Source organism: Micromonospora sp. NPDC049048 (genome assembly GCF_043197615.1).
In the GTDB taxonomy this organism is placed as follows: Bacteria; Actinomycetota; Actinomycetes; order Mycobacteriales; family Micromonosporaceae; genus Micromonospora.
The window spans coordinates 264,234-276,577 of sequence record NZ_JBICTM010000007.1 but is presented as its reverse complement, the minus strand read 5'-3'; the positions used below and the strand labels follow the sequence as shown (position 1 = coordinate 276,577).

Below are 12,344 nucleotides of genomic sequence, written 5' to 3'. Positions count from 1 at the left end.
CGCTAGCGTGGCGATCATGGAAACTCCCGTGGACCCGCGCGCCCGGCGGCTCTTCGGCGGCAGCGCCCGGGCACTCGGCGACCTCGCCGCCAGCCCGTTCCGGGCCGACCGGGACCGCATCGTCGCCTCGCCGTTCTTCGCCCGGCTCAACGGCGTGACCCAGGTGGTCAGCCCCGGCGGGTCCGGCCTGCTCGTGCACAACCGGCTGACCCACAGCCTCAAGGTGGCGCAGGTGGCGCGCGCCATCGCCGAGCGGCTCACCGCCGACGAGGCGTACCGCGACCTGCTGGAGAAGCTGGGCGGCTGCGACCCGGACGTGGTGGAGGCCGCCGCGCTCGCGCACGACCTCGGCCACCCGCCGTTCGGGCACCTGGGGGAGCGGGTGCTGGACCGGCTGGCCCGGCAGCGGCTCGGGCTGACCGACGGCTTCGAGGGCAACGCCCAGTCGTACCGGATCGTCACCAGCACCGAGATCCGCGGCGCGGCGACCACCGGCCTGGACCTCACGGCGGCGGTGCGGGCGGCCCTGCTGAAGTACCCGTGGACGCGGCTGGACCACCCCGACCCGCACCCCCGGCTGCTGGACCCGCCGCCGCGCGGCGCCACCCCGCCACCCGACGACCCGGGCAGCGGCTCGTCGAAGTTCGGGGCGTACCGGACCGAGGTCGACGACCTGCGGCAGGCCCGGGAACCGTTCGCGGGCCGCATCCCGGACTGGCAGCAGACCGCCGAGGCGTCGATCATGGACACGGCCGACGACATCGCGTACGCGATCCACGACGTGGAGGACTTCTACCGGGTCGGGGTGCTCCAGCAGGGCGCGGTGGCCGCCGAGCTGATGGCCTGGCAGCGCGAGAGCGGGCACTTCCGGGCCATCACCGACGCGGCCCTGGCCGCCGCCGCCCGCCGACCCGGCTCGGCGATCGAGCGGCTGCGCCGGCAACTGCACCGCAAGGACGCCTGGGTCGCCGACGACGACGCGTTCGCCGCCGCCGTCGAGCACGTCCGCGAGGAACTGGTGGAGGGGCTGCTGGCCATGCCCTTCGACGGCTCCATCGAGGCGGAGCAGTACGTGGCCCGGTTCTCCGCCCGCTGGACGACCCGCTTTGTCGACGCGATCACCGTGGTCGCGCGCCCGGCGGTGCGCTCCGGGCACGTGCTGCTTCCGCCGGCGCAGTGGCACGAGGTGCAGGTGCTCAAGTTCGTCCACCACCGGTTCGTGCTGGCCCGGCCGGACCTGGCCCTGCACCAGCGCGGGCAGGCCCGGCTGCTGGGCACCCTGGTGGAGGCGCTGCTGGAGTGGCTGCTCGACCCCGAGGAGGAGTCCCGGCTGCCGCGCCGCCTGCACGACCTGGTGGAGCTGGCCGAGGCGGAGCTGCACCCGCGTACGCCGGACCGGATCGGCAAGGCCCGCGGCCGGGCGATCATCGACTTCGTCGCCCAGCTCACCGACGGCCAGGCGGTCGCCATGCTGGACGCCCTGTCGGGCCGCTCCGGGGCGCTCTGGACCGACGCCTTCGTCCTCTGAGGCCGTTCAGGCGACGGCCTGCCACCAGCCGTCGACGGCCGGCGGATCGTCCACCACCACCCGCTCCCCGGGGCGGGGCACCGCCAGCCGCACGTCCCGGGCCTTCGTCTCGGCCCAGATCCGGTCCACCGGCTCGGACCAGTCGTGCAGGGCGAGGTTGAACGTCGCCCAGTGCACGGGTACGAGCAGCCCGCCGCGCAGGTCGAGGTGGGCGGCGACGGCCTCCTCGGGGAACATGTGGATGCTCGGCCAGGCCCGGTCGTACGCCCCGATCTGCATCAGCGTCACGTCGAACGGCCCGTGCCGCTCGCCGATCTCGGCGTAGCCGTCGAAGTAGCCGGAGTCGCCGGTGTAGAAGACCTTCCGGTGCGCGCCGGCGACCACCCAGGAACTCCAGAGCGTCCCGTCGCGGCGCAACCCCCGGCCGGAGAAGTGCTGGGCGGCGGTGGCGGTGATCTCCAGCCCCGCCACCCGGTGGCTCTCCTCCCAGTCCAGCTCGACGATGCGCTGCGCCGGTACGCCCCAGCGGTCGAGGTGCGCGCCCACCCCCAGCGGCACCAGGAACGGCGCCGACTGGCTGCCCAGCAGCGCCTGCACGGTCGCCATGTCGAGGTGGTCGTAGTGGTCGTGCGAGATCAGGATCGCGTCCACCGGGGGCAGTTCGTCGAGGCGTACCGGCGGGGCGTGCAGGCGGCGCGGACCGACCAGAGTCGACGGCGAGCAACGGTCGCTCCACACCGGGTCGAGCAGCACCCGGTGGCCCTCGATCTCGATCAGCGCGGAGGCGTGGCCGTACCAGACGACGTTGAGCTCACGCCCGGCGTCGGCGGCCGGGGCGGCGTCCGGGCGCAGCAGCGGCACGGCGGCGCTCGGCCGGCGCTTCTGCTTGCCGAAGATCAGCTCACGGACGAGGTGCCGGTCGGGAACGCCGGGCATCGATCGGGAGCCGCCCGGGTTGTGGAAGGTGCCGTCGCGGAACCGGGGGGAGCGGGCGGCCCGCTCCGCGCGGGCGCCGGTCAGCCGGCCGCCGAGCGCCGCCGGCACGTCCCGGGCCACCCACGCGAGCCCGGCCAGCGCGGCCAGCCCGGCCGCCCCGCGTAGCCGCCGCCCGAGCGTGCCGTCGAGTCCCGCACGTTGCGCTGGTGCGCCCATCGTCGTCCCTCCGCCGTGTCCCGCGTCCCACGGTAGCCCGGCGGCCGGGGGACCGCCGGAAGGTCGGCGGGGCCCGCCGCGCCGGCGGGCCCCGTGCGTGGAGAGGCGCTCAGCCGCCGTTGCTGGGCCGCTGCGCGCTCGGCCGGTGGGTGATGCCGGTGCCGGTCAGACGGTCGACGGCGGCGAGGAAGCGCCGGCCCATCCGGGCCCGCGCCTCGACGGCGGGGTGCGTCGCGCCGTAGTCGTCCGCCCCGGCCTGCCCGTCGGCGAAGAGGGCGTACGTCAGCACGGGCGCGCCGGCCGCGTCGAAGATGACCCCCGCCTCGTGCCGGGCGTCGGCGAACCAGCCGGCCTTCGTGGCGACCCGGGCCCGCTCGGTCGAGGACATGACCCGGCGGATCCCGTCGGTGTACGCCACGGGGGCGCGCAGCTGCCGCAGCACGAACGCCGTGCTGGCCGGCGAGAGCAGCGTGCCGGCCACCAGCGCGCGCAGCAGGTCGTGGGTCTCGCGCGGGGTGCTGGTGCCGAGGAAGAACCGGTTGGGGTTGGCCACCGGCTGCACCTGCGTGTTGGGGAAGCCCTTGCCGCGCAGGATCTCGTTGAGCTCGGCGGCCGGGCAGACCAGGCCGCACAGCCGTACCGCCGTGTCGTCGGAGACGGTCAGCAGGTTGGCCAGCGCGTGTCCCAGCGTCACGAAGCTCGGGTACGCGCCGTCGAGGCTGAACATGCCGTCCCCGCCGGGCACCACGATCGCCGCCGTCACCTCGACCCGCTGGTCGAGCGTCAGCAGCCCCCGGTCGACCTTGTCGAGCACCGCCACGGCCACCGCGACCTTGTTGACGCTGTACGCCTCGATGCGCCGGTCCGGTTCGGCCGACACCGCCACCACGGGCGCGCCCGCCGGGTCGGCGACGCTGACGTACGCCTGCCAGTTGCCGCCCGCCGCCACCGTCTGCCGCTCGTAGCTCGCGGCCACCCGGCGGGCGGCCTGCTGCGGCGTCGCCGGGGCCGGTTCGGTGACCTCGGGGGCGGCGGATGCCGGCACGGCGGTGCCGAGCACCGTCCCGGCCGTGGCCACCGTGCCCAGACCCAGCGCGGTCCTGCGGTTCAGCCGGATAGTCAATCGTCTCTCCCGTCGTGGTCGGTCGACCCACCACCCTAGGCGAAACGATCGATGCCGGTGACCCCGCGAGGCGCTCACCGCAGCCGGCGCCGGACGGCCGCGACGACCGGGCCGGGCAGTTCGCCCACGGCCCGCGCCACCCGCCCGAGGTCGGGCAGCCAGCCGCCGCGCACCGACGCGGCGGCCGGATCCGGCGCGAACAACACGCCGTCGTGCGGCGCGACTGGGCGGTCGGTCAGCCCGGCCAGCCGCATCAACGGCCCGACCAGGGCGTCGTAGACGCCCGGCAGCACGGTGAAGCCGACCCGCATGACCACGTTGGCCCGGCCCACCGACACCTCCCGGCGGGGCCGGTCGGCGCACTCCACGATGGCCCGCGCCACCCGCTCCGGCGTGGTGACGGGCGGCGGGGGCCGGCCGATCAGACCGAGATGGTTCGCGGCCCGCTGGTAGACCGGGGTGTCGACGCTGCCGGGGTTGACGATGCAGACGTGCACACCCGGGGTCTCCCGGGCCTCCTGCTGCAACGTGCGGGCCAGCCCCTGCAACCCCCACTTGCTCGCCACGTATCCGCTCATGTAGGGCGCCGTGATGTGCCCGAGCACCGACCCGGTGAGGATCAGCGTCCCCGCGCCGTCGACCCGGAAGCGGCGCAGCGCCACCCGGGCCACCGCGGCGGCGGCCAGCAGGTCGGTGCGGACCACCTGCTCGAAGACCCGCTCCGGGGTCTCGTCGAACCGGCCGTACGCCATCACCGCCGCCGTGTGCACCCAGACGTCGAGGCCGCCGAAGCGGTCCAGGGCCGCCTCGGCGAGCGCCGCGGGCGCGCCGGCGGCGGTGACGTCGGTGGGCACCTCCAGCGCCTGCGCGCCCGCGGCCCGACACTCGTCACCGACGGCGGCGAGGGTGACGGGGGAACGGGCGGCGAGCACGAGGTGGTCGCCCCGATCCGCGAAGGACCGGGCCGCCGCGCGGCCGATCCCGCTGGTCGCGCCGGTCACGACCACCGTACGGGTCATGGCGCCAGCACGACCTTGACGCAGCCGTCCTCCTTCTTCTGGAACATCTCGTACGCCTGCGGCGCCCGCGCCAGCGGCACCCGGTGGGTACGCAGGTCCTCCACGCCCAGCGGGTCGTCGTCGCCCGAGAGCAGCGGGATGATCTCGTCGGTCCACCGTCGTACGTGGCACTGCCCCATCCGCAGCTGGACGCCCCGGTCGAACATCTCCATCAGGGGCAGCGGGTCGACCTCGCCGCCGTAGACGCCCGAGATGGAGACGGTGCCGCCCCGCCGGACGGCCTTGAGCGCGGCCTTGAGTACGACCAGCCGGTCCACCCCCGCCTTGTCGGTCATGGTCTGCGCGAGCTTGTCGGGCAGCAGCCCGGCGGCGGTCTGGGCGAGCTTGCCGAGGGGCGCGCCGTGCGCCTCCATGCCCACGGCGTCGATGACCGCGTCGGGGCCACGCCCGTCGACGAGGTCGATCAGCGCGTCGGGCACGTCGTCCAGCTGGCTGACGTCGAGCACCTCGATGCCGTGCCGGCGGGCCATCGCCAACCGCTCCGGCACCAGGTCCAGCCCGATGACCCGTTCCGCGCCGAGGTGCCGGCCGATGCGGGCGCAGAGCTGGCCCACCGGCCCGAGCCCGAAGACGGCGAGGGTGCCGCCGCGCGGGGTGTCGGCGTACTTCACGGCCTGCCAGGCGGTCGGCAGGATGTCGGACAGGTAGAGCCAGCGCTCGTCGGGCCCGGTGTCGGGCACCTTGACCGGGCCGAACTGGGCGTGCGGCACCCGCAGGTACTCCGCCTGCCCGCCGGGCACCGAGCCGTACAGCGAGGTGTAGCCGAAGAGCGCCGCCCCCTTGCCCTCGGCGGTGACCTGGGTGGTCTCGCACTGCGCGTACAGCTGCCGGTCGCACATCCAGCAGGAGCCGCAGGAGATGTTGAAGGGGATCACCACCCGGTCGCCCGGCCGGAGCCGGGTCACCCCCGGGCCGACCTCCTCGACGATGCCCATCGGCTCGTGGCCGAGGACGTCGCCGGGCTTCAGGTACGGCCCGAGCACCTCGTACAGGTGCAGGTCGGAGCCGCAGATGGCGGTCGAGGTGATCCGGACGACGGCGTCGGTCGGCTCCTCGATCCGCGGATCGGGCACCTCCTCCACCCGTACGTCCCGCTTACCCTGCCAGGTCAGTGCCTTCATGTTCCGCCGTCCCTCCTCGTGCCGTCCCCGGGGTTGCTACCCGCCCCCGACGACTTGAACCGGCACCGGAGCGGCTCCGGTCCGGCGGTCCCCGGCCCGGCGGTCCCGTCTGGCAGTCCCGGTCCGGCGGTCCGGGTCTGGCGGTCCCGGTCCGGCGGTCCCGGTCCGGCGGTCCGGTCAGTGCCGCTCGCTGCCTGTCGAGCTGATGGCACAGACGACTCAGCTGATGTCGCAGACGATTCAGCTCGACAGGGCGCGAGCAGGCGCATCCGGCCGGCGCGGGGAGCGGGCCGAATCCCGGCGGGGGCGACTCTGGTCGGAGTCGGGCGCGGACCAGCGGCTCCTCCCCGGCGGGGCCGGCCCTGTTGCGGTCGGAGTCGGGGCGCGCGCGTCGCGGCAGGGAGTGGGACGGCGGTCCGGCGGCCGGGCAGGTGGTACGGCAAGGGCCGCCGCGTTCGAAGGATCGCGGCGGCCCTGCACCGGCGTCGCCGGCGGGACGTGCGGAGGATCAGGAGCCGGGGGTGTTGTCGCCCCGCTTCGAGGTGGCCACCAGGTAGTCGCGGTTGAGCCGGCCGATGGTGTTCAGCGGGATGCCCTTGGGGCACACCACGGTGCACTCGCCGGCGTTGGTGCAGCCGCCGAAGCCGGCCTCGTCATGTGCGTCGACCATGCCGATCACCCGGGTGAAGCGCTCCGGCTGGCCCTGCGGCAGCAGCGAGAGCTGGGTGACCTTCGCCGCCGTGAAGAGCATGCCGGAGCCGTTCGGGCAGGCCGCGACGCACGCGCCGCAGCCGATGCACTCGGCGGCCTCGAAGGCGGCGTCGGCGTTGGCCTTGGCGACGGGGGTCGAGTGGGCCTCGGGGGCGCTGCCGGTCGGCGCGGTGATGTAGCCGCCGGCCGCGATGATCCGGTCGAAGGCGCCCCGGTTGACCACCAGGTCCTTGATGACCGGGAAGGCCCGGGCCCGCCACGGCTCGATGTCGATCGTGTCGCCGTCGGAGAACTGCCGCATGTGCAGCTGGCAGGCGGTGGTGCCGCGCTGCGGCCCGTGCGCGTCGCCGTTGATCATCAGGCCGCACATGCCGCAGATGCCCTCGCGGCAGTCGTGGTCGAACGCCACCGGCTCCTCGCCGGCGAGGATCAGCCGCTCGTTGAGGACGTCGAGCATCTCCAGGAAGGACATGTCCGGGGAGACGTCGTCGACCTTGTAGGTCACCATCCGACCCTTGTCCTCGGGGCCGGACTGGCGCCAGATGCGCAGGGTCAGGTTCACTTGTAGCTCCGCTGCGTGGGGTGGACGTATTCGAAGTTCAGGTCTTCCTTGTGCAGCACCGAGGGCTCGCCGGTGGCGGTGAACTCCCACGCCGCCACGTACGCGAAGCGGTCGTCGTCGCGCTCCGCCTCACCGTCGGGCGTCTGGTGCTCGGCCCGGAAGTGACCGCCGCAGGACTCCTCGCGGTGCAGGGCGTCGATGCACATCAACTCCGCCAGCTCGAAGAAGTCGGCCACCCGGCCGGCCTTCTCCAGCGACTGGTTGAGCCCCTCGCCGGTGCCCGGCACCCGGACCCGCTGCCAGAACTGCTCGCGCAGGGCGCGGATCTCGTCGATCGCCTTGCGCAGCCCGGCCTCGCTGCGCTCCATGCCGCAGTGCTCCCACATGATCTGGCCCAGCTCGCGGTGGAACGAGTCCACTGTCCGGTCGCCGTCGACGGCCAGCAGCCGCTGGATCCGGTCCTCGACGTCGGCGCGCGCCTGCACGGCCGCCGGGTGCGTGGCGTCGACCTTCTCGAACGGGCCGGACGCCAGGTAGTGGGCGACGGTGTTCGGCAGCACGAAGTAGCCGTCGGCCAGACCCTGCATCAGCGCCGAGGCGCCGAGGCGGTTCGCGCCGTGGTCGGAGAAGTTCGCCTCGCCGATCACGAACAGGCCCGGGATGGACGACTGGAGGTCGTAGTCGACCCAGAGGCCGCCCATCGTGTAGTGCACGGCGGGGTAGATCCGCATCGGCACCTCGTACGGGTCCTCGCCGGTGATCCGCTCGTACATCTCGAAGAGGTTGCCGTACTTGGCCTCGATGGCCTTGCGGCCGAGCCGGTCGATCGCGTCGGAGAAGTCGAGGTAGACACCGAGCCCGGTCTGGCCGACGCCGCGTCCCTCGTCGCAGACGTTTTTCGCGGCCCGGGAGGCGATGTCGCGGGGGACCAGGTTGCCGAAGGAGGGGTAGATCCGCTCCAGGTAGTAGTCCCGCTCGTCCTCGGGGATGTCCCGCGGGCTGCGGGTGTCGCCCTTGGCCTTGGGCACCCAGACCCGGCCGTCGTTGCGCAGCGACTCGCTCATCAGCGTCAGCTTCGACTGGTGGTCGCCGGAGACGGGGATGCAGGTCGGGTGGATCTGCGTGTAGCAGGGGTTGGCGAAGTACGCGCCCTTGCGGTGCGCCCGCCAGGTGGCGGTGACGTTGCAGCCCTTGGCGTTGGTGGAGAGGTAGAAGACGTTGCCGTAGCCGCCGGAGGCGAGCACGACGGCGTCGGCGAACTCCGTGGTGATCTCGCCGGTGACCATGTCCCGCACCACGATGCCCCGGGCCCTGCCGTCGACGACGATCAGCTCCAGCATCTCGTGGCGGGTGTTCATCTCCACGTTGCCGAGGCCGATCTGCCGCTCCAGCGCCTGGTACGCGCCGAGCAGCAGCTGCTGGCCCGTCTGGCCCCGGGCGTAGAAGGTGCGCTGCACCTGCGCGCCGCCGAAGGAGCGGGTGTCCAGCAGGCCGCCGTACTCGCGGGCGAACGGGACGCCCTGGGCTACGCACTGGTCGATGATGTTGACCGAGACCTCGGCCAGCCGGTGCACGTTCGACTCCCGGGAGCGGAAGTCGCCGCCCTTGACGGTGTCGTAGAAGAGGCGGTGCACCGAGTCGCCGTCGTTGCGGTAGTTCTTGGCGGCGTTGATGCCGCCCTGCGCCGCGATGGAGTGTGCCCGGCGCGGGCTGTCCTGGTAGCAGTAGGTCTTGACCCGGTAGCCCTGCTCGCCGAGCGTGGCGGCGGCCGAGCCGCCGGCCAGGCCGGTGCCGACCACGATCACGGTCAGCTTGCGGCGGTTGGCCGGGTTGACCAGCTTGGCCTCGAAGCGGCGGCGTTCCCAGCGGGTCTCGATCGGGCCGTCGGGAGCCTTGGTGTCGGCGATCGGGTCGCCCTCGCGGTAGAGATCCATGTCAGGACACCAATCCGGTGAGTACGGCGAACGGGACCGCCAGGTAGCCGGCGCAGAGCGCCACGGAGAAGCCGAGGGCCACCGCCCGGGCCCGCCGCTCGCCGCTCGGGGTCTGCTGGCCGAGGCTGCGCAGCGCGCTGAACAGGCCGTGGCGCAGGTGGAAGCCGAGGGTGACCACCGCCAGGGTGTAGAAGAGCGTCACGTACCAGCGTTCCGGGGCGAAGTCGGCCACCACGTTGGCGGAGGGCCGGTTCGGGTCGCCGACCGGGTTCAGCGTGCCGGTGGTGAGGTCCAGGATGTGGTAGACCACGAAGAGCAGGATGATCACCCCGCCCCAGCGCATCGTGCGGGCCGCGTAGCTGCCCTGCACCTTCTTGCGGTGCGCGTACCGCACCGGGCGGGCGGCGCGGGCGCGTACGGCGAGGGCGGTCGCGGCCCAGATGTGGCCGACCGCCGCCACCACCAGGCCGATCCGCATGATCCACAGGAACCACACGCCCGGCAGCAGCGGGGTGCCGATCTCGCGCAGCCAGTGCGCGTAGTGGTCGAACGAGGCCGCCCCCGTGAAGATCTTCAGGTTGCCGAGCATGTGCGCGATCAGGAATGACACCAGGATGATGCCCGTCACCGCCATGACGGCCTTCAGGCCGACGCTGGAGCGGATGGGCGACCGGGTTCTCGTGACTACCACGCGATCGACGCTAGGAGTACTTGATTCAGTCGTCCAATGCATCGAACTCGCAGTCTTGATAGCTATAAGCTATGTAGATGCAGCTCCATCAGCTGAAGTACTTCGTGGCGGTGGCGGAAGTGCGACATTTCACCCAAGCCGCCGACATCGTCGGCATCACCCAGCCCTCCTTGAGTAAGCAAATTCACGCCCTGGAGGAGGGCCTCGGCGCCCCCCTGTTCGAGCGGGTAAGGGGCAACATCGCGCTCACCGCGGCCGGTGAGGTGCTGCTGCCGCTGGCCAAGCGGATCCTGGCCGACGTGGACACCGCGACCCGCGAGGTGCAGGAACTCGTCGGCCTACGCCGCGGCCGGGTCCGGCTCGGAGCCACCCCCAGCCTCGTCACCTCGCTCGCCCCGCCGGTGCTGCGCCGCTTCCGCGACGCCCACCCCACCATCGACCTGCGGGTCGAGGAGAGCGGCTCGCAGGACCTCGTCCGCGGCCTGCTCCGCGGCGACCTCGACCTCGCACTGATCATCATGCCGGCGCAGGGCATCGACCCCGGCCTGCGCGCCGACCCCATCCTGCGGGAGAGCCTGGTGGTCGCCTCCGTCGAGGAACTGCCGGTGGCGCCGGGCAGCGACCAGCTGCGCGTCACCGACCTGCGTGACCAGCCGATGGTGATGTTCCGGGAGGGCTACGACCTGCGCGACGCCACCCTCCAGGCCTGCCGGGAGGCCGGCTTCGACCCGACCATCGCCGTCGACGGCGGCGAGATGGACGCGGTGCTGAGCTTCGTCGAGGCCGGGCTGGGCGTCGCGCTGGTCCCCGGCATCGTGGTGGTCCGCCGGCCGGGCGTACGCGTCACCCGGCTGGCCCCGCCCGGCGTCCGGCGGACCATCGCGGTCGCCCGGCGCCGCGACGTCGTGCCCACCCACGCCGGCCGGGAGCTGCGCCGGATACTGCTGGAGTACGTGCGCGACGCCACCGCCGACGGGGACCTGCCGCCGGGCTTCGAGCCGCTCTGAGGCCGCCGGCGCGGGCCCGGTCGGCGTCCCCGCCCGCCCGCGCCAGGGTGCGCACGACGGAAGACGACCGGCCCCCGTCCGCCTGCCTACGCTGCCCGCATGGCAACGGGCAGCGCCGTGGTGATCGGCGCCAGCATGGGCGGACTGCTGACCGCCCGCGCACTCACCGAGGCGTACGAGCGGGTCACCCTCGTGGACCGGGACGTGCTGCCCGAGGGCGCGGACAGCCGCCGGGGCGTACCGCAGGGGCGGCAGTTGCACGTCCTGCTGACCCGGGGCCGGCAGGCGCTCGAGGAACTGCTGCCCGGGATCTCGGCGGAGCTGACGGCGCGCGGCGTACCCACTGTCGATCTGCACGAGCAGGTCCACTGGTACAACAACGGCCACCGGATGCGGCGGGCGCCGTCCCCGCTGTTCGCCATCGGGGTCAGCCGGCCGCTGCTGGAACAGGTCGTGCGGGAGCGGGTGGCCGCCCTGCCCGGGGTGCGGATCGTGCCGGGCTGCGAGGTGGCGGGGCTCACCACCAGCGCCGACCGGGGGCGGGTCACCGGCGTACGGCTGCGCCCCCGCGACGGGCAGCCGAGCACCCTCGCGGCCGACCTCGTCGTCGACGCCGGCGGCCGGGGCACCCGCAGCCCCGTGTGGCTGGCCGAGCTGGGCTACCGGCCGGCGCCGGAGGAACGCGTCAAGGTCGGCGTCACCTACCTCACCCGCACCTACCGACGGGAGCCGCACCACCTGGAGGGGCTGCTCGGCGCGCTCACCAACGCCGTGCCCGGCCAGCCCCGGGGCGGCATCGTCGCCGTGCAGGAGCACGGCCGGTTCGCCGTGGCGCTCAGCGGCATGCTCGGCGAGGAACCGCCGGCCGACGACGAGGGCATGACCGCCTTCGCCGAGACCCTCGCCGCCCCGCAGATCGCCGACCTGCTGCGTACGGCGCAGCCGGAGAGCCCGCCGGCGACGATGAAGTTCCCGGCCAGCGTGCGGCGGCGCTACGAGCGGCTGCGCCGCTTCCCGGCCGGCTACCTGGTGGTGGCCGACGCCGTGTGCAGCTTCAACCCGGTCTACGGGCAGGGCATGACGGTGGCGGCGCTGGAGGCCCTGCTGCTGCGCCGGCTGCTGCGCCGCTCGCCCGAACGGCTCGCCCGGCGGTTCTTCCGGGGCGCGGCCCGGCTGATCGACGGGCCCTGGTCCATCGCGGTCGGCACCGACCTGCGCTTCCCCGAGGTGCCCGGCCGGCGCTCGCCGCGGGTACGCCTGGTCAACGCGTACGTGGGCCGGCTGCACGCGGCGGCGACCCGGGACCCGGCGCTGGGCGCGGCGTTCCTGCGGGTGGTGAACCTCGTCGACCCGCCGACGCGGCTGCTCTCGCCACCGGTGCTGCTGCGGGTGCTGCGCGGGGCACCGGCGTCCGCGCCCTGACCGTGCCGACGCCG

Annotated in this window: 10 protein-coding genes; 3 read left to right on the top strand and 7 right to left on the bottom strand. The window is 73.7% G+C overall.

The features are described from left to right. The first annotated feature begins 16 nt into the window (after positions 1 to 16). Positions 17 to 1,528, top strand: a complete 1,512-nt coding sequence (locus ACGFIG_RS23235) for a deoxyguanosinetriphosphate triphosphohydrolase family protein (protein WP_393006058.1) — start codon at positions 17 to 19, stop codon at positions 1,526 to 1,528. A 6-nt stretch (positions 1,529 to 1,534) separates the two neighbouring features. On the opposite strand, the gene ACGFIG_RS23230 is transcribed toward ACGFIG_RS23235, so the two are convergent. The 7 genes from ACGFIG_RS23230 to ACGFIG_RS23200 form a co-directional block, all read right to left on the bottom strand. Continuing rightward, complete coding sequence (locus tag ACGFIG_RS23230; protein ID WP_393006056.1) at positions 1,535 to 2,680, bottom strand: MBL fold metallo-hydrolase; 1,146 nt, start codon at positions 2,678 to 2,680, stop codon at positions 1,535 to 1,537. A 109-nt stretch (positions 2,681 to 2,789) separates the two neighbouring features. After that, on the bottom strand, positions 2,790 to 3,803 hold the full coding sequence (locus ACGFIG_RS23225) for a serine hydrolase (RefSeq protein WP_393006054.1): 1,014 nt from the start codon (positions 3,801 to 3,803) through the stop codon (positions 2,790 to 2,792). Positions 3,804 to 3,877: 74 nt separating this feature from the next. Beyond that, positions 3,878 to 4,822 carry an SDR family NAD(P)-dependent oxidoreductase gene (locus tag ACGFIG_RS23220; protein ID WP_393006052.1) on the bottom strand — a complete coding sequence of 315 codons (945 nt, stop codon included), beginning with the start codon at positions 4,820 to 4,822 and terminating at the stop codon, positions 3,878 to 3,880. Continuing rightward, entirely contained in the window at positions 4,819 to 6,003 is a 1,185-nt protein-coding gene (locus ACGFIG_RS23215) for a zinc-dependent alcohol dehydrogenase (protein ID WP_393006050.1), read from the bottom strand. Before ACGFIG_RS23215 ends, ACGFIG_RS23220 begins: the two co-directional genes overlap by 4 nt. Positions 6,004 to 6,511: 508 nt before the next feature. After that, positions 6,512 to 7,276 carry a succinate dehydrogenase/fumarate reductase iron-sulfur subunit gene (locus tag ACGFIG_RS23210; protein ID WP_393006048.1) on the bottom strand — a complete coding sequence of 255 codons (765 nt, stop codon included), beginning with the start codon at positions 7,274 to 7,276 and terminating at the stop codon, positions 6,512 to 6,514. Further along, positions 7,273 to 9,210 (bottom strand): fumarate reductase/succinate dehydrogenase flavoprotein subunit, encoded by a 1,938-nt coding sequence (locus ACGFIG_RS23205; RefSeq protein ID WP_393006046.1) that lies wholly within the window; start codon positions 9,208 to 9,210, stop codon positions 7,273 to 7,275. Before ACGFIG_RS23205 ends, ACGFIG_RS23210 begins: the two co-directional genes overlap by 4 nt. Before the next feature lies 1 nt (position 9,211). Continuing rightward, entirely contained in the window at positions 9,212 to 9,943 is a 732-nt protein-coding gene (locus ACGFIG_RS23200; protein WP_393006044.1) for a succinate dehydrogenase cytochrome b subunit, read from the bottom strand. A 35-nt stretch (positions 9,944 to 9,978) separates the two neighbouring features. On the opposite strand from ACGFIG_RS23200, the gene ACGFIG_RS23195 reads away from it, so the two are divergent. Next, a complete protein-coding gene (locus tag ACGFIG_RS23195; RefSeq protein WP_393006042.1) occupies positions 9,979 to 10,908 on the top strand; it encodes a LysR family transcriptional regulator in 930 nt (309 codons plus the stop codon). A gap of 99 nt (positions 10,909 to 11,007) precedes the next feature. After that, complete coding sequence (locus ACGFIG_RS23190) at positions 11,008 to 12,330, top strand: FAD-dependent oxidoreductase (RefSeq protein WP_393006040.1); 1,323 nt, start codon at positions 11,008 to 11,010, stop codon at positions 12,328 to 12,330. Positions 12,331 to 12,344 lie beyond the last annotated feature (14 nt).

Bases quoted from the DNA above. Each gene is read 5' to 3' on its own strand.
- ACGFIG_RS23235 (WP_393006058.1), top strand. From the start codon at position 17: ATGGAAACTCCCGTGGACCCGCGCGCCCGGCGGCTCTTCGGCGGCAGC.
- ACGFIG_RS23230 (WP_393006056.1), bottom strand. From the start codon at position 2,680: ATGGGCGCACCAGCGCAACGTGCGGGACTCGACGGCACGCTCGGGCGG.
- ACGFIG_RS23220 (WP_393006052.1), bottom strand. From the start codon at position 4,822: ATGACCCGTACGGTGGTCGTGACCGGCGCGACCAGCGGGATCGGCCGC.
- ACGFIG_RS23215 (WP_393006050.1), bottom strand. From the start codon at position 6,003: ATGAAGGCACTGACCTGGCAGGGTAAGCGGGACGTACGGGTGGAGGAG.
- ACGFIG_RS23205 (WP_393006046.1), bottom strand. From the start codon at position 9,210: ATGGATCTCTACCGCGAGGGCGACCCGATCGCCGACACCAAGGCTCCC.
- ACGFIG_RS23200 (WP_393006044.1), bottom strand. From the start codon at position 9,943: ATGCATTGGACGACTGAATCAAGTACTCCTAGCGTCGATCGCGTGGTA.
- ACGFIG_RS23195 (WP_393006042.1), top strand. From the start codon at position 9,979: ATGCAGCTCCATCAGCTGAAGTACTTCGTGGCGGTGGCGGAAGTGCGA.
- ACGFIG_RS23190 (WP_393006040.1), top strand. From the start codon at position 11,008: ATGGCAACGGGCAGCGCCGTGGTGATCGGCGCCAGCATGGGCGGACTG.